Annotated in this window: 18 protein-coding genes and 1 pseudogene; 10 read left to right on the forward strand and 9 right to left on the reverse strand. The window is 72.0% G+C overall.

Going from position 1 to position 23,618, the window contains the following annotated elements; all coding sequences use genetic code 11:
* Window positions 1-35 precede the first annotated feature (35 nt).
* The 5 genes and pseudogenes from ACIGXP_RS19165 to ACIGXP_RS19185 all read left to right on the forward strand — a co-directional run.
* A pseudogene (locus ACIGXP_RS19165) lies at window positions 36-2,192 on the forward strand (TIM-barrel domain-containing protein); the annotation flags it as partial.
* 144 nt (window positions 2,193-2,336) lie between these two features.
* Window positions 2,337-3,545 carry a chitinase gene (locus ACIGXP_RS19170; protein ID WP_399769704.1) on the forward strand — a complete coding sequence of 403 codons (1,209 nt, stop codon included), beginning with the start codon at window positions 2,337-2,339 and terminating at the stop codon, window positions 3,543-3,545.
* 113 nt (window positions 3,546-3,658) lie between these two features.
* Window positions 3,659-4,435, forward strand: a complete 777-nt coding sequence (locus ACIGXP_RS19175; protein ID WP_399769706.1) for a polysaccharide lyase family 7 protein — start codon at window positions 3,659-3,661, stop codon at window positions 4,433-4,435.
* A 93-nt stretch (window positions 4,436-4,528) separates the two neighbouring features.
* Window positions 4,529-4,990 (forward strand): hypothetical protein, encoded by a 462-nt coding sequence (locus ACIGXP_RS19180; RefSeq protein ID WP_363219511.1) that lies wholly within the window; start codon window positions 4,529-4,531, stop codon window positions 4,988-4,990.
* Between the two features lie 81 nt (window positions 4,991-5,071).
* A complete protein-coding gene (locus ACIGXP_RS19185; RefSeq protein ID WP_399769708.1) occupies window positions 5,072-7,246 on the forward strand; it encodes a hypothetical protein in 2,175 nt (724 codons plus the stop codon).
* Window positions 7,247-7,405: 159 nt separating this feature from the next.
* Here the strand turns inward: ACIGXP_RS19185 and ACIGXP_RS19190 are convergent, their stop codons facing one another.
* On the reverse strand, window positions 7,406-10,780 hold the full coding sequence (locus ACIGXP_RS19190) for a pyruvate carboxylase (RefSeq protein WP_399769711.1): 3,375 nt from the start codon (window positions 10,778-10,780) through the stop codon (window positions 7,406-7,408).
* Window positions 10,781-10,944: 164 nt separating this feature from the next.
* The gene (locus ACIGXP_RS19195; RefSeq protein ID WP_399769713.1) at window positions 10,945-11,886 is read right to left on the reverse strand and encodes a hypothetical protein; all 942 of its coding nucleotides are present in this window, start codon (window positions 11,884-11,886) and stop codon (window positions 10,945-10,947) included.
* Window positions 11,887-12,380: 494 nt separating this feature from the next.
* Between ACIGXP_RS19195 and ACIGXP_RS19200 the strand changes: the two genes are divergently transcribed.
* On the forward strand, window positions 12,381-13,370 hold the full coding sequence (locus ACIGXP_RS19200; RefSeq protein ID WP_363219609.1) for an aldo/keto reductase: 990 nt from the start codon (window positions 12,381-12,383) through the stop codon (window positions 13,368-13,370).
* Window positions 13,371-13,462: 92 nt separating this feature from the next.
* On the opposite strand, the gene ACIGXP_RS19205 is transcribed toward ACIGXP_RS19200, so the two are convergent.
* Complete coding sequence (locus tag ACIGXP_RS19205; protein WP_399769716.1) at window positions 13,463-13,693, reverse strand: hypothetical protein; 231 nt, start codon at window positions 13,691-13,693, stop codon at window positions 13,463-13,465.
* A 516-nt stretch (window positions 13,694-14,209) separates the two neighbouring features.
* Between ACIGXP_RS19205 and ACIGXP_RS19210 the strand changes: the two genes are divergently transcribed.
* Complete coding sequence (locus ACIGXP_RS19210; RefSeq protein WP_399769719.1) at window positions 14,210-15,457, forward strand: MFS transporter; 1,248 nt, start codon at window positions 14,210-14,212, stop codon at window positions 15,455-15,457.
* Between the two features lie 24 nt (window positions 15,458-15,481).
* On the opposite strand, the gene ACIGXP_RS19215 is transcribed toward ACIGXP_RS19210, so the two are convergent.
* Genes ACIGXP_RS19215 through ACIGXP_RS19225 form a run of 3 tightly spaced genes read right to left on the reverse strand, consistent with a single transcriptional unit; the run spans window position 15,482 to window position 17,180 of the window.
* Window positions 15,482-16,222 carry a metallophosphoesterase gene (locus ACIGXP_RS19215; protein ID WP_399769721.1) on the reverse strand — a complete coding sequence of 247 codons (741 nt, stop codon included), beginning with the start codon at window positions 16,220-16,222 and terminating at the stop codon, window positions 15,482-15,484.
* The gene (locus ACIGXP_RS19220) at window positions 16,219-16,497 is read right to left on the reverse strand and encodes a BON domain-containing protein (protein ID WP_363219606.1); all 279 of its coding nucleotides are present in this window, start codon (window positions 16,495-16,497) and stop codon (window positions 16,219-16,221) included. Before ACIGXP_RS19220 ends, ACIGXP_RS19215 begins: the two co-directional genes overlap by 4 nt.
* On the reverse strand, window positions 16,494-17,180 hold the full coding sequence (locus ACIGXP_RS19225; protein ID WP_363219605.1) for a hypothetical protein: 687 nt from the start codon (window positions 17,178-17,180) through the stop codon (window positions 16,494-16,496). Before ACIGXP_RS19225 ends, ACIGXP_RS19220 begins: the two co-directional genes overlap by 4 nt.
* A 276-nt stretch (window positions 17,181-17,456) precedes the next feature.
* On the opposite strand from ACIGXP_RS19225, the gene ACIGXP_RS19230 reads away from it, so the two are divergent.
* Complete coding sequence (locus ACIGXP_RS19230; protein WP_399769724.1) at window positions 17,457-18,602, forward strand: PP2C family protein-serine/threonine phosphatase; 1,146 nt, start codon at window positions 17,457-17,459, stop codon at window positions 18,600-18,602.
* Window positions 18,603-18,662: 60 nt separating this feature from the next.
* On the opposite strand, the gene ACIGXP_RS19235 is transcribed toward ACIGXP_RS19230, so the two are convergent.
* From ACIGXP_RS19235 to ACIGXP_RS19245, 3 genes are all read right to left on the reverse strand, one after another.
* The gene (locus ACIGXP_RS19235; RefSeq protein WP_363219603.1) at window positions 18,663-19,163 is read right to left on the reverse strand and encodes a hypothetical protein; all 501 of its coding nucleotides are present in this window, start codon (window positions 19,161-19,163) and stop codon (window positions 18,663-18,665) included.
* A gap of 334 nt (window positions 19,164-19,497) precedes the next feature.
* The gene (locus ACIGXP_RS19240; RefSeq protein ID WP_363219602.1) at window positions 19,498-20,313 is read right to left on the reverse strand and encodes an SAM-dependent methyltransferase; all 816 of its coding nucleotides are present in this window, start codon (window positions 20,311-20,313) and stop codon (window positions 19,498-19,500) included.
* A gap of 58 nt (window positions 20,314-20,371) precedes the next feature.
* Window positions 20,372-21,247, reverse strand: a complete 876-nt coding sequence (locus tag ACIGXP_RS19245; RefSeq protein ID WP_399769728.1) for a helix-turn-helix domain-containing protein — start codon at window positions 21,245-21,247, stop codon at window positions 20,372-20,374.
* 388 nt (window positions 21,248-21,635) lie between these two features.
* On the opposite strand from ACIGXP_RS19245, the gene ACIGXP_RS19250 reads away from it, so the two are divergent.
* Both ACIGXP_RS19250 and ACIGXP_RS19255 read left to right on the forward strand, forming a co-directional pair.
* Window positions 21,636-22,532 (forward strand): ATP-binding protein, encoded by an 897-nt coding sequence (locus ACIGXP_RS19250; RefSeq protein ID WP_399769730.1) that lies wholly within the window; start codon window positions 21,636-21,638, stop codon window positions 22,530-22,532.
* 418 nt (window positions 22,533-22,950) lie between these two features.
* Window positions 22,951-23,601 carry a GNAT family protein gene (locus ACIGXP_RS19255; protein ID WP_363220543.1) on the forward strand — a complete coding sequence of 217 codons (651 nt, stop codon included), beginning with the start codon at window positions 22,951-22,953 and terminating at the stop codon, window positions 23,599-23,601.
* Window positions 23,602-23,618 lie beyond the last annotated feature (17 nt).

A 23,618-nucleotide genomic window follows, 5' to 3' on the forward strand; every position in this document is an offset into this window, starting at 1 on the left:
CGGGGACTTACCACGTGGTGGTCGTGCCGTACGACGTGCACGACAACTCCTTCACGGGCTCCGCGTACCTGCCCGCCACCACCGACGCCGGTGACCTCACGTCCTTCTCGGGCGGTGACGGCAGCTACACCATCGGGGCGGGACGGCTGACGGCCCGCGCCGACTTCCTGACAGGAGGTCAACTGCGACTGCAGGCCGACCCGTCCGGCTCGCTGAACGATCCCGCGGGCACCGCCATCGTGCGCCGGCAGCCCGCCCCGGAGCGCCGCACCTCGTCCTTCGACGCGGGCGACTACTACGGCATCCGCTCCCCGCGCGCCGTCCTGCGCGTGTACAAGAGCCCGCTGCGCTTCGGGCTGTACAAGCCCGACAACCGCACCCGCATCTGGCAGGAGGACAAACCGCTGCGCTGGTCCACCGGCGGCATGCGGCAGAGCCTCGTGCGCGGCGCGGACGAGCAGTTCTTCGGCGGCGGCGAGCAGAACGGCAGCTTCTCGCACCGCGGGCAGACCATGTACGTGTCCAACAGCTTCGACTGGAACGAGGGCGGCTACAACAACTCCCAGCCGTTCTACCTCTCCAGCGCGGGCTACGGCGCCTTCCGCAACACCTTCGCCCCGGGCGTGTACACCTTCGGGCAGCCCGTGACCACCGGCCAGCAGGAACGGCGCCTGGACGCCTACTACTTCCTCGGTGACGCGAAGCAGGTGATCGGCAAGTACACCGCGTTGACCGGCAAGCCGTTCATGCCTCCGGTGTACGGTCTCGAACCCGGCGACTCCGACTGCTACCTGCACAACGCCAACCGGGGCGAGCGGCACACCCTGGACGCGTTGAAGATCGCCGACGGGTACACGCAGAACCGGATGCCGCTCGGCTGGATGCTGGTCAACGACGGCTACGGCTGCGGATACGAGAACCTGCAGCAGACCGCCAAGGGCCTGCAGGACCACCACGCCCAGCTCGGCCTGTGGACCCAGGACGGCATCGACAAGCTCGCCGACCAGGTGAAGGCGGGTCAGCGGGTGGCCAAGCTGGACGTGGCCTGGGTCGGCAACGGCTACAAGTTCGCCCTGGACGCGTGCGACGCCGCCAAGAAGGGGATCGAGGACAACAGCGACGCGCGCGGTTTTGTGTGGCTGCCGGTCTCCTGGGCGGGCGCCCAGCGCTGCGGGGTGCTGTGGAGCGGCGACCAGAAGCTGTCCTGGGACTACATCCGCTGGCAGATCCCGACCTACGCCGGCGCGACCCTGTCCGGTATTTCCTACAACACCGGTGACGTGGGCAGCATCTACCGCCACGACGCCAAGATGTACGCCCGTGACCTGCAGTGGAAGGCGTTCCTGCCGGCCATCATGACCATGGACGGCTGGGCGAGCGACCTCACCACCGGCAAGCCCGCCGACCAGCAGCCGTGGCGGGACGGCGAGCCGTACACCTCCATCAACCGCACGTATCTGCAGCTCAAGGAGCGGCTGCTGCCGTACATGTACACGCTGTCCGCCGAGGCCGCGAAGACGGGTGTGGGCGCGGTGCGTCCACTGTGGCTGGAGTACCCGGACGACCCGAACACCCTCGGCGACCAGGCGAAGTACGAGTTCCTGTCCGGCCGCGACTTCCTGGTCGCCCCGGTCTACCAGGACTCCGACACCCGGGACGGCATCTACCTTCCGAAGGGCACCTGGACGGACTACTGGACCGGCCGCACCTACCAGGGCCCGACCACGGTCAACGGCTATCACGCCCCGCTCGACACGCTCCCGTTGTTCGTCCGTGAGGGCGCGATCGTACCCATGTGGCCGAAGGGGACGACGAGTTGGCAGACCCGGGACCGGCACGAGCTGGACTGGGACCTGTATCCGGCGGCCCGTGGCACGAGCCGCTACACCCTGTACGAGGACGACGGGGTGACCCGCGACTTCGCCAAGGGCGCGGCCGCCACCCAGCGGGTGTCCGTGCAGGCCGACGGCAAGGGGACGACCGTCACGGTGGGAGCGAGCCGGGGCGACTACGCCGGCAAGGTGGACGCCCGCGGCTACCGGTTCACCGTGCACGGCGGCTCGGCGCCCGCACGGGTGCTGCTCGACGGCCGCCAACTGCCTGCCACTGCCTGGTTGTTCGATCCCGCCACGCACGTCACGGCCATCACCACGCCGAGCCTGTCGCTGGACCGGGGCTTCACGGTGCGGCTGGTCGACGGGAGGTAAAGGAATCGTATGGTCTAGTCCAAAGTCCACGCTGGTCTAGTCCAACTTATTGACGTGACCGCAACAGCCAACGGAGGGTGGGGCTCCCCACTCCGGGGACTTCCCCACCCCACCCTCCGGAGGCACACAGTGAGACCTCTTCGGGCATGTCTGGGCGCGGCGGCGGCCGTCACGCTCGCCGCCGCGGGCACCACCGCACTCGTCACGGGCAACGCCTCGGGCGCGACCACCGCACTGAACAACCGCTGGTACGCCGCCGCCCCCTATCTGATGCCGCTGGACAACGACCCGCCGGACCCGGCCGCCATCATGGACGCGACCGGTCTGAAGGCCTTCCAGCTGGCCTTCGTCCTCGCCCCCAACGGCGGTGGCTGCACGCCGACCTGGGGCGGCACCGCACCCGTCTCCTCGGACACGGCCGTGCAGTCGGTGATCAGCACGATCCGCGCCAAGGGCGGTGACGTATCGGCCTCCATCGGCGGCTACGGCGGCACGAAGCTCGGCCAGGCCTGCTCCGACGCGGCATCCACCGCGGCGGCCTACCAGCAGGTCATCACCAAGTACGGACTGCGCGCCATCGACTTCGACCTGGAGGAACCGGAGTACGAGAACAGCGCGGCCATCAAGAACGAGATCGGCGCGGCCAGGATCCTCCAGCAGAACAACCCGGGCCTGTACGTCTCCGTGACGACGGCCGGCACCGCGGACGGCACCGGCTGGTTCGGCAAGCAGATGCTGCTGGAGGCCAAGTCCCAGGGGTTCACCCCGAACAACTTCTCCATCATGCCGTTCGACGGCGGCTTCAACGGGGCGGCGAGCCAGACCAGCGCCCTGACCAACTTCAACTCGATCCTGCAGTCGACCTTCGGCTGGGACCAGGCGACCGCGTATGCCCACGAGGGCTTCTCGGGCATGAACGGCCGCAGCGACACGGGCGAATACTTCACCCAGGCGGACTTCCAGACGGTCCTGGACTACGCGACGAACCACAGCATGGACCGGTTCACGTTCTGGTCCCTGAACCGCGACCGGCAGTGCAGCCCGCCCGACAACGGCGGCCGTACGTCCGGAACATGCTCCAGCGTCGCACAGAACTCCTGGGACTTCGCCAAGTACTCGGTGAAGTTCGCCGGCGTCACCCCGCCCACCACCCCACCGACACCGACCCCCACGCCGACGCCGACCTCCTGCAAGCCCGCCTGGAGTTCGACCGCGGTGTACACGCAGGGGAACGAGGTCTCCTACAACAAGCACAACTGGAAGGCCAAGTGGTGGACCCGGAACGAGGTGCCCGGCGCCGCGGAATGGGGACCGTGGCAGGACGAGGGTGCCTGCTGAATCTCTTGACGTGTCTGGTTCAGACCTCTAGCTTCTCGGGTCATCGATGACCAAGGATGCGTTCAGTGTTCATGTTACTGAACGCATCCGGGTCCGACGAAGGGACCCCCCACATGACCCGATCCAGGCTCCTCGCGGTGCCGGCCTCCGCGGGCCTCGCCCTTGCCCTCGCCCTGGCCGGCAGCCCCGGCGCGATCGCCGCCGACCCGCATGCCGCCCCCGGCGGCAGCTTCGACCTGTCGGTCTGGGAGCTGCAGGAGCCCGTCGGCTCCCCCGGCCACCCGACCACCATCCCGTCGTCCCGCCTCCAAGGCGCGCACGGCTACCAGGACGCGTACTTCTACACCGACACCCGCGACGGGGCGATGACCTTCTGGGCGCCCGAGAAGGGGGTGACGACGCCGAACTCGAACTACGCCCGCTCCGAGCTGCGCGAGATGAACCGCGACGGCAGCGCCGCCGACTGGGCACTGTCCGGCTCGCACCGGATGAGCGCGACCCTGCGGGTGGTGTCCGTGACGAAGAACGTGTGCGTCGGGCAGATCCACCTCGGCACCGGCGGCTCCTCCACCAAGCCGCTGCTGGAGCTGTACTACCACGCCAACGGCGACATCGTCCTCGGCACCGAGAACTCGCCGTCCGGCGGGCAGACCACGCACAGTGTCGGGCATGTGGCGGTCGGCAGGACCTGGAGCTACACCATCGCCGTCTCCGGCGGCGACACCATCGACCTGACGGTCAACGGCGCCACCACCCACTACGGCATCCCGTCGTCGTTCCAGCGGTACAAGCAGTACTTCAAGGCCGGCTCCTACAACCAGTCCTCATCCGACAGCACCACCGACGGCGCCCGCGTCGCGTTCTACGGCCTCACGCTCAAGCACGGGTGACACGCTGCGCGACCTGCGCGATTGGTGCAAATGGCCGCACGGTCGTAGCGTCGAGTGGACGCGGTCGGACACAGAACTGCAGTGGGAGCGGCCATGCGCGGATCACTGGTGGGAACGGCGGTCACCCTCGCGGCAGGAGCCCTGCTGACCGCGGCGATGACAACGGCCTCGGCCAGCCCGCCGGCTCAGGCCGCGACGAACTCGAAGTCCCAGACGGCACGGCCCGTGCTCGTCGACTGCTTCTTCCACCGGAATGTCCGCCCGGCGGAATTCATCCTCGCCTGCGGCGACGGCAACAGCCGGCTGTCCGGACTCCACTGGTCCGATTGGGGTCCGGACGGGGCGAAGGCCGTGGGCGTGAACTGGGTCAACGACTGCACGCCGTACTGCGCGGCCGGCACCTTCCACAGCTACCCGGTCGTCATCCGGCTCGCCGGCGAGAAGCAGTGGAAGAAGCACCCGTCCTTCGAGCGCTACACGCAGATCAGCCTCACCTACCCCGGCGCCCGGCCGGAGGGCTTCAAGCAGGTCATGACCTACCCGCTCTGGGACTGACCGCTCCGGGACGCACACGTCCCCTCAGGCCGGGGCCAAATAGCGGTGCGGCGGTTCGTGGACCTCTGCGATCATGCCGCAATGCGCGACACCCTCGAACAGCTGGTCGTACGACACGCTCACCGCATCCCCGCCCCCGCCGGACCCGCCGGTCACGGCGAGGGGGCGGCGCGGCAGTTCGACGCTGCGCTGATGTCGGTGGGCTTCAAGCTCTCCGCGGCTGCCCTCGTGCACCTGTCGTCCCTGTCCGAGGACGTGGTCGTCGCCACCGCCGTCCGCACCCTGGCGACGGTCCGCGAGCTGGTCGGCGACCATGTCGAGCACAACGTCTACTTCGTGGACTTCCCCGCGAACGTCCCCGACACCGTCCAGTTCTGGAATCGCTGCGTCGAGGAGGCCCTCGCCGACGACTCCACCCGCACGGGCACGCTGAAACAGCTGTTCAGCGGGGTGGTCGACCTGCTGACCCTGCCGTCGTACGGCCGCTACCGGCACCCCTACGCCGAGCTGCTCGCCCGGCACGACGAGCTGATCCCTGCGGCGGGCGACCGCCTGACCCTGCTGGACCTCGGCGCTCCGCTGGACGACGAGGTCACCGCGCTGTACCTGGCCCTGGCCGGAAGCAGCACCCCGCTGGGCGAGGACGGCCTGCGCGACCTGGAGGTGCTCGCCGGGGCGTGCGTGACCGGGCCGCAGCCGGAGGCGATCCCCGTGCGCGAGAACCGCGCCGTCGTCAACCGGGCCCGGCTGCGGGTGGGCGCGGACCTGCTGCTGGACACCGTCACCGACGTGCTCCGCCTGGCCTGCGCGCTGTCCGACGGTGACGTGACCCTCCAGGAGCCCACCCGGTTCCGGGGACTGTCACGGCCGGTGCGCCGGGCGCTGCTCGCGCAGCTGGACGCCGTCGTCGCCGCCTCCCCCGCCGGGCTGGCGGACGTAGTGGCCCACCGGGAGGCGTTCAAGCGCCTCGGGGAGCGGCTGCACCCGCACGAGTACCCGCAGTGGCCGCACGCCGCCGAGGTGTTCGCCGTCGCCCGCGGTGAGCAGCGTGCGCGCTCCTTCGAGGGCCGTGTCGAGGAGCTGCTCGGTGCCGGGGACGTCACCGGGGCGGTACGGCTGCTGCAGTCGGCTCCGGGCAGGCTGTTCCGTTCCCTGGACCGGCTGCTGCGCACGGCCCGCACCCAGGAGGAGCGCGACACGGTCGTCGCCGCGGCCGAGGAGGTCGCCGGTGAGGTGTCCGGCCGGGTGCTGCTGTCGGTGCGCGAGCATCTGCACAACCGTGCCGGGGCGGGCGAGGGCCGCCGGGTGTTCGTGGGCCGGCAGGGCCGCGCCTGGGTCACCGACGACACCCGCCCGCCCCTGCTGCCGCCGGAGCGCAAGCGGCTGACCAGCGCGCTCGACGACGAGATCGGCCGCCGGCTCCCGGCCGTGGACCGGCTGCTGGTCGACCCGGACATGCTCGATGTGGCGCTCCCGCTCAGCGGCAGGGCGACCGCATCCGGCCTCGGCGTGCTGCCCCGCGGCTCCCTCTGCCCCGTCGACGGGGAGCTGCTGCGCTTCTTCGTGCACTGGAAGCAGACCAGCGCGCGCACCGACTACGACCTGTCGGCGCTGCTGCTGGACGCCGACCACGAGACGGTCACCTGGCTGTCCTGGACGGCCCTGTCCGACGTCGAGGGCGAGCACTCCGGCGACATCACCGAAGCACCCGACGGCGCCTCGGAGTTCATCAACCTGCGCCTGGGCGCCGTGCGCGGCACGTTCATCGTCCCGCAGGTCCACATCTTCTCCGGGGAGGGCTTCGAGGAGGTGGAGGAGTCCTTCTTCGGGTTCATGCTGCGTGAGACCGAGCAGGCCGGCCGTCCCTTCGAGCCGCGCACGGTGCGGATGAAGTCGGAGCTGCGCGGACCCGGCCGCATCGCGCTGCCGCTGGTGTTCCTGCGCGGCGCCGACGGCCGGTGGCGCGCCAAGTGGCTGCACCTGTACCTCAAGGGCCGGCCGGCGGCCAACCGGGTCGAGGGCAACCAGGTGTCGGTGGCGACGCTGGTGCGCGGCATCGTCGAGCGCGAGTACCTCACGGTCGGCCACCTCGCCGACCTGCTGGCCGAGCGCGGCACGACCGTGACCGAGTGGGACGGTACGCAGGCGGCGCCGGACGGCCCGGTCACCTACCTCGGCCTGCAGCGGCCGGAGGGACTGCACCCGGACTCCCGGATCGTCACCCCGGAAAATCTGCGCGACCTGATCCCGGAGTGACTGCTAACGTTGGCGACGGCGAGGCCATGAAGGGGCTTCCTTCTACCTCTCTTGTGATGAGATTCGACGCAGTCCCTTCGCTCTCCTCGCCCTCGGCGTCGGCCCCGTGGCACCTTCCGGTGCCACGGGGCCGTTTCGCGTGTGCCGGGCGGTCGCGGGTCAGGCCAGCTCGACCAGCAGGTCGCCGCCTTCCACCTGCTGGATCCGGTTGATCGCCAGCCGGGACACCCGGCCCGCCTTCGGCGCGGTGATGGTGGCCTCCATCTTCATCGCCTCGATGGTGGCGACGGTGGCACCGGCCGCGACCTCGTCGCCCTCGGTCACCGCCAGCGTCACCACACCGGCGAACGGCGCCGCGACATGGCCGGGGTTGGCACGGTCGGCCTTCTCCGTCACCGGCACGTCCGAGGCGGCGGCGCGGTCGCGGACCTGGATCGGGCGCAGCTGGCCGTTGAGCGAGGACATGACGGTACGCATACCGCGCTCGTCGGCCTCGCCGACCGCCTGCAGCTCGATCAGCAGCCGGACACCGGGTTCCAGGTCGACGGCGTACTCCTTGGCGGGGCGCAGTCCGTAGAAGAACGCCTTGCTGTCCAGGACGCTGGTGTCGCCGAAGGCCTGCCGGTGCGTCTCGAACTCCCGCGTGGGGCCGGGGAACAGCAGCCGGTTGAGGGTGGCTCGGCGGTCCTTGGCCAGGCCCTCGCGGTCCTCGGCGGACAGCTCCGGGGCGGGCTTGGGCGCGGCCCGGCCCTTCAGGGCCTTGGTGCGGAACGGCTCGGGCCAGCCGGCGGGCGGGGTGCCCAGCTCACCACGCAGGAACCCGATGACCGAGTCCGGGATGTCGAACCTGTCGGGCGTCTCCTCGAAGGCCTTCGGGGAGACCCCGGCGCCGACCAGGTGCAGGGCGAGGTCGCCGACGACCTTGGAGGAGGGGGTGACCTTGACCAGGCGGCCGAGGATGCGGTCGGCGGCGGCGTACATCGCCTCGATGTCCTCGAAGCGGTCGCCGAGGCCGAGGGCGACGGCCTGGGTGCGCAGGTTGGACAGCTGACCGCCGGGGATCTCGTGGTGGTAGACGCGGCCGGTCGGCGAGGCGAGGCCCGCCTCGAACGGGGCGTAGATCTTCCGGACGCTCTCCCAGTACGGCTCCAGGTCGCCGACGGCCCCCAGGTCGAGGCCGGTGGGCCGGTCGGAGTGGTCGGTGGCGGCGACGAGTGCCGACAGCGACGGCTGCGAGGTCGTACCGGCCATCGAGGCCACCGCGCCGTCCACGGCGTCGGCGCCCGCCTGGATCGCGGCCAGGTAGGTGGCCAGCTGGCCGCCCGCCGTGTCGTGCGTGTGCAGATGCACGGGCAGGTCGAACTCGCGGCGCAGGGCCGAGACGAGCTTGGCCGCGGCCGGGGCGCGCAGCAGGCCGGCCATGTCCTTGACCGCCAGGACATGGGCGCCGGCGTCGACGATCTGCTCGGCCAGGCGCAGGTAGTAGTCGAGGGTGTAGAGCCGCTCGGCGGGGTCGCCCAGATCGCCGGTGTAGCAGAGGGCGACCTCGGCGATCGCGCTCCCGGTCTCCCGTACGGCGTCGATGGCGGGGCGCATCTGGCCGACGTCGTTGAGGGCGTCGAAGATGCGGAAGATGTCGATGCCGGTGGCTGCGGCCTCCTGCACGAAGGCGTCGGTGACCTCGGTGGGGTACGGGGTGTAGCCGACGGTGTTGCGGCCGCGCAGCAGCATCTGCAGGCAGATGTTGGGCACGGCCTCGCGCAGGGCCGCCAGCCGCTCCCACGGGTCCTCGGCGAGGAAGCGCAGCGCCACGTCGTAGGTGGCGCCGCCCCAGCACTCCAGGGACAGCAGCTGCGGCAGGGTGCGGGCGACGACCGGGGCGACGGCGAGGAGGTCCTTGGTGCGCACGCGGGTGGCGAGCAGGGACTGGTGGGCGTCACGGAAGGTGGTGTCGGTGACGCCGATGGCCGGCGACTCGCGCAGGTGGCGGGCGAAGCCCTCGGGGCCGAGGTCGACCAGCAGCTGGCGGGAGCCGGCAGGAGGCTCGCCGGCCGGCAGCGGGGGCAGCTTGGTGACCGGGTCGAGCAGGTCGGGCCGCTCGCCGTGCGGCTTGTTGACGGTCACGTCGGCGAGGTAGGTGAGCAGCTTGGTGCCGCGGTCCGCGGAGGAACGGGCGGTGAGCAGGTGCGGGCGCTGCTCGATGAAGGAGGTGGTGACCCGCCCGGCCTGGAAGTCGGGGTCGTCCAGGACGGCCTGCAGGAACGGGATGTTGGTGGCCACGCCGCGGATGCGGAACTCGGCCACGGCACGCCGGGCGCGGCCCACGGCCGCCCTGAAGTCCCGGCCCCGGCAGGTGAGCTTGACCAGCATCGAGTCGAAGTGCGCGCTGATCTCCGTACCGGCGTGGGTGGTGCCGCCGTCCAGGCGGATGCCGGAGCCGCCCGGGGAGCGGTAGGCGCTGATCCGGCCGGTGTCCGGGCGGAAGCCGTTGGCGGGGTCCTCGGTGGTGATACGGCACTGGAGGGCGGCGCCGCGCAGGGTGATGGTGTCCTGGGCCAGGCCGAGGTCGGCGAGGGTCTCGCCGGAGGCGATCCGCATCTGGGCCTGGACCAGGTCCACGTCCGTGACCTCTTCGGTCACGGTGTGCTCGACCTGGATGCGCGGGTTCATCTCGATGAAGACGTGGTTGCCGTCGCGGTCGAGGAGGAACTCGACGGTGCCCGCATTGCGGTAGCCGATCTCGCGGGCGAAGCGGACGGCGTCGCCGCAGATACGGTCCCGCAGCTCGGGGTCGAGGTTGGGCGCGGGGGCCAGCTCGATGACCTTCTGGTGACGGCGCTGGAGCGAGCAGTCGCGTTCGTAGAGGTGGATGACGTTGCCCTCGCCGTCGGCGAGGATCTGCACCTCGATGTGGCGGGGGTCCACGACGGCCTTCTCCAGGAAGACGGTCGGGTCGCCGAAGGCGGAGGCGGCCTCGCGGGAAGCGGCCTCGATGGACTCGCGCAACTGGGCGGGGTCCTCCACACGGCGCATGCCGCGACCGCCGCCGCCCGCAACGGCCTTGACGAAGACCGGGAAGCCGATCTCCTCGGCGGCGCGCACCAGTTCGTCGACGTCGGTGGAGGGCTGGGACGAGCCCAGCACGGGCACTCCGGCCGCCCGGGCGGCGGCGACCGCGCGGGCCTTGTTGCCGGTCAGTTCCAGCGTCTGCGCACTCGGGCCGACGAAGGTGATGCCCGCCTCCTCGCAGGCGCGGGCCAGTTCGGGGTTCTCGGACAGGAAGCCGTAGCCCGGGTAGACAGCGTCGGCGCCGGCCCGGCGGGCGGCGGCCACGATCTCCTCGACGGAGAGATAGGCCCGCACCGGGTGCCCCGGCTCGCCGATCTCGTACGCCTCGTCGGCCTTCAGCCGGTGCAGCGAGTTGCGGTCCTCGTGCGGGAACACGGCGACGGTGCGCGCGCCGAGTTCGTAGCCCGCCCGGAACGCGCGGATCGCGATCTCTCCACGGTTGGCGACCAGCACCTTGCGGAACATCCTGGATTCCCTTCAGCTGCCTGCCGGCGACGAACACCATGGTGTCAGCCACGCCCTGCGTACCTCGCGGCACACCCTAGGGGGTGCCCGCGCGTGTCGACGTGCGAAAACCGTCACATCGACGGGGTGGGCGGCGCCACACTCGGTCGTTCTGGCATCGGCATTCAGCATTCCAGGGATGTCATCACCGCGTCGTGCGCGCGGTCGGCGGACGCCGGAGCGGGTGCGGCGCGGGACAGGGCGGACACGGGGATCACCGGAGGGCCGGCGTTCGCGGGGTGACCGTCTCGGGTCTCCGCGGGTACGGGGGTGCGGTGCGAGGTCTCCGCGGGCGCGGGAGCGCAGTGCCGAGTCTGCGCGGGCATGCGGTGGCGCGTGGGCAGCAGGGACCGTAGGTATGCACGCAGGACTGCGCGGCGGCCGTGCAGCAGGCCGAGGACGATCGCCGAGCCCACCGCGATCAGATGCTCGCGCCCGGCCAGGTTGGGCACGGCGAGGGACTCCCACACCATCGAGCCGCCGGTCAGGGTGAACACCACGGGCGCGCGCCTGATCACCGAGAGATAGGTGAACAGACCGACGACAGCCGCGGAGGGCCCGGTGTCGAGCACCTGCCCGTACGCGTGCGGCAGGCCGAAACCCCACCAGCCGGGGCCCAGCGCGATCATCACGCGGGCGACGAGCGTGCCGGCCAGGGTGGTGACATAGGCGATCGCCAGGGTCCGGGCCCGGCCCACGACCAGTTCGGCGAGGGCGAAGGAGAGGAACAGCGAGGTGATGCCCGCCCACACGGGCAGGTCGAGCGCGGGGACGTACAGCGACACGGGCGTGCGCAGCAGCGCCAGCCACAGCGGGAGGTCACCGGTGACGCCCCCGAGCCGCTGGACCCACAGCCGGCCGAGCGGGTGCTGTGCGATGTCGTGGAAGAAAACGACGCCGGACGCGGCGACGAAACCCAGCAGGAGCGCGGAGAGTCCACGCCGCGTGAGGCGGTGCACCGGGTCGACGACGATGGCGCGCCACTCGGCCCGCAACGTCCGCCCGGTGAACCGGCCGAGCCGTGCGAGCAGTAAGCGGCACAGGTCGATGCGCCCTTCAGTGGTCATGAGGCACGGCAGCCCATCGCCTTCGGCTCCCCCGTCATGTCCCTCGCCCCCTTCACCCCGCTTCCGGCGGTCGGACCGGGCGGGGCGTTTTACCGACGTTCGACCTGATCGGTGACAGTTCAGCGATCCGGCAGACGGGCGTCAAGATCCGTCAGGGGGACGCGCGGGTGTGGGAAGACCCACAGGTCCGCGCGGCCGTGAATCCGGCGCCGCGAGGCAACCTCCCTCCCCACGGACCCGTCCTCCGGAACAAGGCTTCTGCGACCTGTTCGAGCTGCCGGTACGGCTGGATGCGCAGCCCGGCGCCGGGTCCGCCTTGACTTCGAGAGCGCTCCAACTCGTAGCGTCGCCGGCGTCCGGCACGCGGGTGCCCGTACCCGGCCTCCCCCACGGGATGCCGGGTGCCGCGATCCGTCGCTAGATGGAAGCGGGACGAAGCAGGACCCCGTGCCGTACGGAACGACGATCGAGTGCAGGAAAGGCTGGGACATCGCATGCAGAAGCGCAGTCTGCGGGACCTCCAGGTATCGGCCATCGGCCTCGGATGCATGGGGATGTCCGCCTTCTACGGCTCCGCGGACCGGGAGGAGGGCATCGCCACCATCCGGCGGGCCCTGGAACTGGGCGTCACCTTCCTCGACACGGCCCAGGTGTACGGCCCGCTGACCAACGAGTCGCTGGTCGGCGAGGCGATACGGGGACATCGCGACGACTACGTGATCGCGACCAAGTTCAACTACCGCATGGACGACGCCGTACCCGGCGACATGAGCACGATCGGCCGGCAGGACGGCTCGGCCGAGCACGTGCGCAGCTCGGTCCATGGCTCGCTGGAGCGGCTGGGCACCGACCACATCGACCTGTACTACCAGCACCGGGTCGACCCGGACGTGCCCATCGAGGAGACGGTCGGCGCGCTGGGCGAGCTGGTCGCCGAGGGCAAGGTGCGCTGCATCGGGCTGAGCGAGGCAAGCGCGGAGACCATCCGGCGGGCGCACGCCGTGCACCCGATCACCGCGGTGCAGAGCGAGTACTCGCTGTGGACGCGGGACGTGGAGGCCGAGGTGCTGCCCGCGTGCCGGGAGCTGGGCATCGGCTTCGTGCCGTACTCCCCGCTCGGCCGCGGCTTCCTCGCGGGCCGCTTCACCTCGCCGGACGAGCTGGACGAGAACGACTTCCGCCGCGCCAACCCGCGCTTCACGGACGCCAACCTCAAGGCGAATCTGCGGCTCGCGGCGAAGGTGAAGGAGATCGCCGCCGAGAAGGACGTGACCCCGGCCCAGCTGGCCATCGCCTGGGTCCTGGCCCAGGGCGAGGACCTGGTCCCGATCCCGGGCACCAAGCGCCGCACCTACCTGGAGCAGAACGCCGCCGCGGTCGCCGTCGAGCTGACCGGGGAGGACCTGGCCCGTATCGACGCGGAGCTGCCTGCGGTGGCGGGCGAGCGGTACGACGAGGCGGGGATGCGCACTGTCAATCGCTAGGGGCGCCCGTCACGACGTGCCTCATCGCGGGGTGCCTCCGGCAGGGACGCGACGGTCCTGGCCGGAGGCCGGTTCGCATCGTTCGGGAACCGCTAGAGCAGCTGTCCCATGACGCGGGGAAGAAGTCCTTGCGAGTAGTCGGCGTCCGAGTCCTCGTCGAGGTTGATCTTCGTGGGGCTGCTGTTCCGGGAGTTGGCCGCAGAGCCGGACGAGCCCTTCTGGCCGGTCTGGGTGGACCCGTGGTCCCCATCTGCCAGGGCGGGGACGGCGGCGGTCAGGACGAGAGTCGCGGCGGCAAGCGCGGCGCGGGTGATGATCTTCATGCCCCGCCCAACGACGTGCCTGGCATCGGGGTGCGCCGAGCTGCGCCGATGGTGGAACGGGGCCCGCTTCCGGGCCGACCACTGATCGAACGCACCGGAGCGTGACCGGGGTTCGGGTGCCGCCGTGCGGCCGTGGTGCGCGTCACGTGTGCGGGTCCGCTTCGGCAGGACGCGGGGACTGTCTCCAGCCGGTGCGCAGTGCCGCACACGGGGGTCTGTGAGGAACCACACGCGAGGCCCAACGGGCCTAGGCATGCGGGACTTTGGGGCTCGCAGCGACGCTCCGGCGAGTGCCGTGGCGACCACTGTCCCCTCCCGTCTGCCACCATGGTCGGCGCCCTGACCGGGGATGGCCCGGCCGCGCAGTGCAGCCGGCCCGACGGGTTCCGCCGGTCCCTGTCTCCCTCCCTGGTTGTCGAGTACCCCGCCGTGCCCTCTGCTCCTGCCCTGTCCACGTCCGTGCCCGGTTCCGCTCCCGCCTCGCGTTCGCCGTGGCGTTCCTTGCGGCATCGGGGCATGCGCTGGTGGTCGGCCGCGAACTTCGTGTCGAACGCCGGCACCTGGATGCAGCTCACCGTGCAGAACCTGCTCGTGCTGCAGATCACCGGTTCCGCCGCGGCGACCGGCCTGTCGATCTCCGTGCAGGCGGCGCCTGCGCTGTTCGTGAGCCTGCTGGGCGGCGCGGCCGTGGACCGCTGGCCCCGGAAGCTGACCGTCGCCGTGAGCCAGGCGCTGCTCGGCGCGGTCGCCTTCACCACGGCGCTGCTGGTGGCGCTGGACCGGATCGACATGCCGGCGCTGCTCGCGCTCGCCGCCGTGACCGGCATCATCGCCACCGTCGACGGGCCGGCCTGTGCGCTGCTCGGCAACGATCTCGTGCCGCGGGAGGACGTGCCGTCGGCGATCGGAGTGGGGGCCCTCGTGCACAGCGCGGGCCGGCTGGCCGGCACCGCGCTCGCCGGTGTGACCGTCGGGTTCCTCGGCACGGCCTCCGCGTACGCCGCCAACGGACTGTCGTTCCTGTTCGTGGCGTCGGTCGTGCCCTTCCTGCGGCCGGTGCACGGGGCGGTGACCGAGCCGGCTGCACAGGCTCGGGCCGTTCCTGAGCGGGCGGAGATGAGCGTGCGGGAGGGGCTGATGTTCTTCGTGCGCCGGCCCCGGCTGATGGCTCTCGCCGGGATCACCGGGATCAGCTCGGTCTTCGGCCGCAACTACGGCCTCACGCTCGCCGTCCTCGTCACCGGACCGCTCGCGGGCGGCGCCGGGTCCTTCGGCACCGTCTCCACGGTGCTGGCGGTCGGCGGCATCATCGGTGCGGTCCTCGGCGCCCGGCTGCGCAAGCCCTCCGTGCGGACCGTGGGAGTGCTGGCGGCCGCCGGCGCCCTCCTCCAGGTCGTCGCCGGCCTGTCGCCGTCGCTGGCCGTGCTGATGGTGCTGGTGCTGCCCATGGCCGTGGTGGAGTCCGTCTCCGACACCGCCGGTACGGCGGTCCTGCAGACCGACCCTCCCGCCCATCTGCGCGGCCGGGTGCTCGGGGTGTGGAGCAGCATCGGCACGGTGTGGGGCCTCGGCGGGCCGCCCCTGCTGGGCCTGCTCATGGAGTGGGCCGGTGCGCGCGGCGCCCTGGTCGCCGGTGGTCTGCTGATCGCCGGGTCGATCGGCGCGGGCCTGCTGGTCCGGCGGCGCGGCGCCGTGGTGCCGGTGACCGTGACCGCGAAGGACGGCGACGTGACCGGCCGCGCGGCCCTGGGCACGGCCGCCTGACGCCCGCCCCCGGGGCCGCGGGGCTCACTCCTGCGTGTGCTGCTCCCGGCCCGGCAGGTGGTACACGTGGAAGGCCTGTCCGATGACCGGCTGGGCCACGTTCCGCACGCGGACGCCGCCGCTGGTCATGCCGTGTTCGGTGCCGGCGTGCGCGTGGCCGTGCACCGCCAGGTCGGCGCCGCCGGTGTCGATCGCCTCCGCGAGCAGATAGCTGCCGAGGAACGGGTAGATCTCCGGCGGCTCGCCGGCCAGGGTGTCCGGCACGGGCGAGAAGTGGGTCAGGGCGATCCGCACGTCGCAGTCGGCCAGCTCCTTCAGGGCGTCGTGCAGACCGTCGGCGCACCGGCGGCTGTAGCGGACGAACTCCTTCATGAGCGGTTCGCCGAACTCCCCGGCACAGCGTCCGACGAAACCGCCGCCGAAGCCCTTCGTCCCGGCGACCCCGATCCGGGTCCCACCAGCGCCGGCGACCACGGTGGCCTGCCCCTCCAGCACATGGGCGCCGGCGTCCCGGAGGATGGTGGTGACCTCCTCGGGACGCTCGTCGTGGTGGTCGTGGTTGCCCAGGACGGCGACGACCGGCACCCCGAGGTCCTTGATCTCCCGTGCGACGACCGCGGCCTCCTCAGGGGTGCCGTGCCGGGTGAGGTCACCGGCGAGCAGCAGGACGTCGGCGCACCCGGGCAGGGTCTCGAAGGAGGGGCGCAGCGTGCCCTGGCTCTCGGGGCCCATGTGGATGTCCCCGACGGCCGCGACGCGGATCATGTCAGGTCCTCTCCATGGTCGGGCGAGGAGGTCCCGGCGACGAGGATGTCGCAGTGGACGGGATGCCCCGCCAGTTCCTCGCGGGCCATGTGGCAGATCTCGTCCCGGCACTGGGCGGACGGCACGGTGCCGGTGAGCAGGACGGCGTCGCCGCGCATCTCCAGTCGTACGCCGAGTTCCCCGAGCGGTCCGGCGGCCAGGTGCTCGGCGAGGTGGGCGACGCGGTAGTCCAGGTTGCCGGCCGCCGGCGGGGGCGGCGGGCTCGTGTCGGTCATGGCTGCCCCTCCTGGGGGTCGATCACGTGCAGCCGTTCGAGGAGGAAGAGGAAGGCGGCCGGCATGGGCTGTTCGCCGCAGGTGTCCCGGACCTCCTGCCAGTCGACCTTCTCGCGCACGGCCCGGGCGACCGGCAGCACGGCCCCGAAGTCGCAGTAGTGCTCGGAGAAGGCGCTGAGCAGGCTGCGGATCAGGTCGGTCGGGGACAGGACGGGCATCAGCACCGAGTCGACCGGCAGGACATGGGCGCGCTCCAGCAGGTCCTTGGTGACGGGCTGGTGCGCGAGGGCGAAGATGATGTCGACGTTCTGTCCGCGGCAGGTGGTCTTCAGCAGCCAGTCCTCGGGCGGGGTGCGCACGTCGAGGCCCGCCTCGCGCAGGGTGGCGGCGACCGTCTCGGCGTCGTCGGGCAGGACGCAGAAGTCGGCGTCGTGCTGGAGGTAGCGGCTGCCGCCGTGGGCGTAGACGGCCACGCTCCCGGCGAGCGCGAAACGGTGGCCGGCGCGTTTGAAGAGGGCGCCGATCTCCTTGGCGGCCTCCAGGATCGCCTGGCTGCGGTCGTGCGGCAGGTCCGGCTGCCCCGGCGCGGAGGCGGTGGAGCGGTCCGTTCCGTCCTGGGCGAGTCGCAGTTCGGTGACCTCCGGTCGCCGGAGGGGCGCGGTGTCCTCCCCGTTGTGTGTCATGACCTCTCCTTCACGGCACCGGGCGCCCCCGGGGTGGCCGGTTCCGCCCCGGGGGCGTACGGGTACCCGGCGCGACCGCACCGACACGGCGCACCGCACGGCGGTTCGCGGCGGTTCGCTCCGCCAGGACGGCGGCAGGCAGCAGGCCGCCTGGAGCGGGAACAGACCTGTGACGGCGCGGTCTCGGCGTGCGCGGGCGAGGCCGGGCGGAAGCGCAGGGGGCGGATCCTTCCCGCGTGACGTGCGTGCCGTCCGGCCCGGGAGCACGCTGTAGGAATGAAACCCCGGCTCGGGGCGGCTTGGCGGCAGCCATGGCAGTCGGCACATCCGCTGCTGTTGCTCCCGGTCGCGCTCATCGTGGTGATCACGGTGGTGGACACACAGGCCCCCTACAGCGTCCACCTGGGCCCGGCCCTGGTGATCGCACCGGCACTGACGCCTTCCATCGCCGGTCCGCGCACCACCGCGGCGATCGGGGCGCTCGCACTGGCCGCCCAGATCCTCATCGGGGTCACCCATGGCGGCATCGGCACCACGAACCACGTCGTGCAGATCATCACCCTCGCCGTGCTCTCGGTGCTGCTGGTGCTGTACAGCGCGCTGCGCGAGCGTCGGCAGGCACAGCTGGCCCAGGTCCGCACGGTCGCCGAGGCGGCGCAGCATGTGCTGATGTGGCCGCTGCCCGAGCAGATCGGGCCGCTGCGGATCGCCTCGCTGTATCTGGCCGCCGAGGACGAGGCACAGATCGGCGGCGACCTGTACGCGGCAACCCGGTGCGACGGCGCGGTACGCGTCCTGATCGGCGACGTCCGCGGCAAGGGCCTGGCGGCCATCGGCGAGGCCGCGCTGCTGCTCGGGGCGTTCCGGGAGAGCGCGCACCGGCACATCCCGCTGGCGGAGCTGGCGGCCGTCCTGGAGCAGAGCATCACCCGGCACACCGCGGACCTGGAGCCGCCGGAGGAGGCGGGCGAGCGGTTCGCCACCGCGCTGCTGGTGGAGATCCCGGACCGGGATCCGGTCACCCGCATGACCAGCTGCGGCCATCCGCCACCGCTGCTGCTGAGCCCCGGCCACGCCGTCACCGTCCCGAGTCTGCACCCGTCACCGCCGCTCGGGGTGCAGAGCAGCACCGAGCACACGCTGGACGTGTTCTCGTTCGAGCCGGGTGACACCCTGCTCCTCTACACCGACGGCGTGGTGGAGGCCAGGGACGCGCACGGCCGGTTCTATCCCCTCACCGAGCGGGCCGGGCGCTGGACCGACGACAGCCCCGAGGCGCTGATGCACCATGTGCGGCGCGATCTGCTCACCCATGCCGGGGGCCGGCTGGACGACGACGCCGCGCTCATCGCGCTGCACCGCACGGCCGTGGACCGGCGCCGCCAGCACGGCCGGGTCAGTGGCTCCGCCGCGCACCGATGACTGTCACGGCAGGCGTGAGTCCCGCCCCGAGTGGGGCGGGGCGGGACCGCACGCCCCCGGTCAGCGGACCGACCTCAGGTCGGTGATCTTCAGGGTCTTCAGGTCGGACTGCACGTCGATGGCGCTGACTTCGGCGTGCGGCCCGTCGCTCCAGGTGAGCGTGACCCGGCTGGTGGCATGGCCGGCGCCGGAACCGGTGTAGGTCACCTTCCACTTCACCGGTACGTTCTGCGCGAAGAGGATGCCGTCGGCGTGCTCCTTCTTCTCGAAGGCCGCCACGTGCTTCTGCGCGGCGGCGGAGAGGTAGAAGGCCCGCAGCGCCTTGGCGGCGTCGCCCGCGGCCTTGTCGTCGGTGGACCAGACGGCGTCGATGTAGGCGCCGTAGAAGTCGGCCACGTGCTGGGTGACGTTGCGCGGGTCGCCCTGCGCGGAGGACACGGCGGCGGTGCGGGTGGTGTGGCTGGTGCCGGTGCCCGCGAGGGCGGGCGCCACGGCGGCCAGGGTGAGGCCGCCGGCGAGGGCCACCGCGGTGAGGAGGGTCTTACGACTCTGAACGGACATGTGTCTCATTCCCCCGGTTTCGTACGTCCGGGCTGATCCCGGCCGTCGACGGACCTTAAGACCGCATTTCCCTCGCGCCGGTTCCGCTTCTCCCGGCTTTTTTCCCACTCCTGTCACGGAACATGAGGCAGCCGGAAGGTTGTGCCGAATTCCGGTCGGGTTTCCGCGCCCTTTCGGTCATTCCGCCTCAGTGGGCTGGGAGTTGGGTGCTCCCGCGACGAATCGGGACCTGCCGGCCGGGGAGCCGCCCGTCCCGCCGTGCGCAAGGAGGCGGGGCCGGGGTCCGGGAGGTGGGTCGGACCCCGGCCCCTGGTCTGTCACGACGAGCGGCCGGTCACGGCTTGCGGGCGACCGCGCCGTACATGGCGATGTCCTCGTCGCGGATGTCCTTCTCGCCGGTGCCGTCGGGGTGCCACTTGTGCACCTGGACGATGCCCGGTTCGGCCAGTTCCAGCCCCTCGAAGAACTCGTGGGCCTCGTCGAGGGTGCGCAGCCGCATGGGCATGTTGCGGGCCGCGTACTCGCGGGCGACCCTGCCCACCTCCTCGGGGGCGAACTCGGCGGTGCCGATGGACATCGCCAGCCAGCTGCCGGACGGCAGCGGCTCCAGCAGCCGGCGCACGACACCGACCGCGTCGTCCTCGTCGAGCATGAAGTGGACGATGGCGATGACCGTGAGCGCGACCGGCTTGCCCAGGTCCAGCGTCTCGCGCAGCTCGGGGGCGTCCAGGATGGCCGCCGGGTCGCGGAAGTCGGCCTCGATGTACGAGGTACGGCCCTCGGGCGCGCTGGCCAGCAGGCCCTGGGAGAGGGTGAGGACGATCGGGTCGTTGTCCACGTAGACGACCCGGGACTCGGGAGCCACGGCCTGGGCGATCTCGTGCAGGTTGGGCGAGGTCGGGATCCCGGTGCCGATGTCCAGGAACTGGCGCATGCCCGCCTCCTCGGCCAGCCAGCGCACGGCACGGTTCATCCAGTCGCGGTTGGCCCGCATGTGGACCGGGAGCGCGGGCCACTCCCGGGCCATGGCGTCACCCGCCTCCTTGTCGGCGGGGTAGTAGTCCTTGCCGCCGAGGATGTAGTCGTAGATGCGGGCGGAGTGGGCGTTCTCGGTGTCGATCCGGTCGGCCGGCCATCCGTTGTCGGGCAACGCCGTGTCTCCCATTCGGGTCGGGGGGTGGGGGCTTGCGTACGCGCAGGTGGGTGTGTCACAGCTCCTTGCGGATCGCGCCGAGCAGGGCCTCCGTCTTCCTGGCGGGCGCGGCCTGGGCGCCGAGCCGGTCCAGCGACTCCCGGTACACCACCACGTCGTCGGCCTTGTCGAGGTAGACGGCCCCGACCAGGCCGCTGAGGTAGACGATGTCGGGCAGTTCGCGGGCCCGGAAGCGGAAGAGGTGGTAGGCGCCCGCCCGAAGCGCCGGATGCGGTCCGTTGGCGAACGGCATGAGCTGCAGGGTGACATGCGGCAGCCGGTTGACCTCGACGAGGTGGTCGATCTGCGCGCGCATCACCTGCGGTCCGCCGACGGGCCAGCGCAGCACGGTCTCGTCCATCAGCACCCACACCCGCGGCGGCGCCTGGCGGGCCAGCAGTTCCTGGCGGCGCATGCGCAGGGCGACCCGGCGTTCGGTGGCTTCCACGGAGGCGTGCGGATGGTCCGCGGCGAGCAGGGCGCGGGCGTAGTCCTCGGTCTGCAGCAGGCCGTGCACGAACTGGTTCTCGTAGGCGCGGATCTGCAACGCGGCCTGTTCCAGGCTGAGATAGGCGGCGAACCAGTCGGGCATCACATCGCGGTAGGTGTGCCACCAGCCGCGCTTGTTGGCCTCGCGCACGGACTGCAGGAAGGTGTCGATCTCGTCCTGGTCGGTGACGCCGTAGACCTGGAGCAGTTTCTCGACGTCCGCGAGCCGCAGCCGGGCCACCTTGGCGGCCTCCATGCGGCGGATCGTGGAGTGGCTGACCCCGATGGCGGTGCCCGCCGCCGCGTAGCCGAGGCCGGCCCGGGTGCGCAGCTCCTCCAGTTGCCGGCCCAGGATCATGCGCAGGACGGAGGGTGCGCCACCCCAGTCGGTCTCCTCGGTCACGCCTCACACCCCCTCACCAGGTCACGGGGACACCGTCGCACACGATCGCTTCCCCGACCCATTCGATCACGTTCTGGCCGAAGCAGCATGCACTTGGCTACTTGCAAATTTCAACTTGCCGGTTGCGGAGCGTTGTTGGCAGGTGCCACAGTGGACTCACTGCTCCGGCTGACCAAGGAGCGGGCGGCGCGGCCGGGTTGGGGGAGACCGGGCCGCACTACGGCCTCGTGGGAGGCGGTGTGTCGTCTGCTGCGCGAGCGGCCGGCCACAGATCCGACACCCCCACGCGAAGCCGGATGAAAGGCGCACGGCGATGGCTCCGCCCTCCCTCCCCCTACCGCTCCACCGACCACCCGGGGACCGGAGAACGCCCCTGGCGTCGAGCCCGTTGCGCCTGCCCGCGGTCCTCCCCCGGCGCAGGCCCACGGACGACCCGGCCCGGATCCCGCCCCCGGACTCCACGAGGTACGCGCGCCGGGATCTTGCCGACGCGGAGCAGACCCACCGGGCCCGGAGCATCACCGACCCGGCACACCGGCTCCCGGACCCGCCCGACGGACCGCACCGCACTCCCGGCACCGCCGACCGGCCACAGCAGCCACGGGACGGCGCCGACGCGACGGACCGGGCGCCGGACACCGCCGACCGGCGGCCGCGTCGCGGTCCGGACCGTACGGACGGGCCGGACCGGCGGGCGGACGCGGCCCTCGCCGCCCCGCGCGGGGCCCCGGACACCGGGAACCACCCGCTCCCCGCGGCGGACGCCGTGGAACCTCCGCATCGACCGCCGGTCCAGGCCGGTGTCCGCAGACCGCCCGGAGGCGAGCGCCTCGGTCGACTCCCTGGGCCCCTCGGCCCCGACCGGCTCGCCTCCAGGGCCCCGACCTCCCGCTGCGCCGCCGCCTTCGACCTCCCGGCCCGGCCGGCGGCCGTGGGCGCGGCCCGCCGTGTCGTGCAGGATCTGCTGACCGCCTGGGACGTACCGGAGGACCGCCGGGACGACGCGGTCCTGGTGATCTCGGAGCTGGTCACGAACGCCCTGATGCACACGGCCGGTCGGCGGATCGCCTGCCGGCTGCACGACACGGCGGACCGGATACGGATCGAGGTCGAGGACCAGGAAGGCGGCGCCGCGCCACCAGTGGCGCGCCGCCCCGGACCGGACGACCAGCACGGGCGCGGGCTGTTGCTCGTCGACGCGCTGAGCCTCGCCTGGGGCGTGACGCCGCTGTCCGGTCGGCCAGCCCGAGTCGTCTGGGCGGAGCTGCCGTCCGACCACGGCTGAAACCGCGCCCCCGATCCGCCCCCCCTGCCCGCCACGGACCGTCCCCCACTCGTCCGAAGGATTCCCATGCGCCACACCGCACCCGTCCCCACTCCGTCCGCCGACCCCTCCTGGACCCGCACCCGCCCCAAGCCCGGCTCCCAGGAACACGCCGGCTGAACCCGGGACCCGCTCACCGGAGCGCCGCAACACTCCGGCGGAACGGGGCGGTGGCCACGGGGCGCCGCGCCCGCTCGCCCCACCGCCCCACACCGCCGCCCTTGGACCGAAACCACCCCCGCCCGCACCCCATCCGCCCGCGAAGCCCGGTAAATTCACCGCCGGTGCGGGGCGCCCGCATCCGTCGGGGCTCGGGGCTCGTGCGGGTTCCGGGTCCGTCACGCGGAGCGTTCCGCCGGGGGTGTGCATGGTCTGGTCGATGATCCGCCGGAGGCGGGCCTCATCCGGGCTGCCCGCGCCCGGGCGGTGCGAGCCCGGATGCGGCCGGCACGCCCTGGCCACCGAACGGCTGTTGCTGTTCACGCCCCGGACCCGGCTCGACGTGGCGGCGGCGCTCGCCGCCGGCGCCGATGCCGAGGCACAGCGCTGGCTCGGCACCCAGGCGGATCAGGTCCTCCCGGATCCCGGCACCCGCAGGGCCCTGCTCGCCTGGCGGCCGGCCGGTGACGACGGCCGCCGGGTGCCCGGGAAGCTGGCGCAGCCGTACGTACCCGGCCCGGACGATCCGCTGCTCCTGGTCTGTGTGCGCAGATCCGACCTCGCTTATGCCGGCGCCCTCGAACTGGAGCACCGTACGGGCGAGATGGGCGGCTGGCTGGCGCCGGCCTGCCGCGGCCAGGGCCTGGGCGCGGAGCTGTTCCGCGCCGGCGCGGCGCTCGCCCACACGCATGCCGGACTGACCACGGTCCGGGCGGGCGCGGAGCCCGGGAACACCGCGAGCCGACGGGCCCTGGCCCGCGCCGGCTTCGTGGCGGACGAGGGACCGCCCCGGCACACCCTTCCTGACGGCCGTGTGGTCGATGCCGTCTGGCACCGCCACGACAGTACGGCGGCCTCCCGCTGCCGCTGACCACCCGCTCGCCCGCC

The organism is Streptomyces sp. NPDC053069 (assembly GCF_044546895.1).
GTDB lineage: Bacteria > Actinomycetota > Actinomycetes > Streptomycetales > Streptomycetaceae > Streptomyces.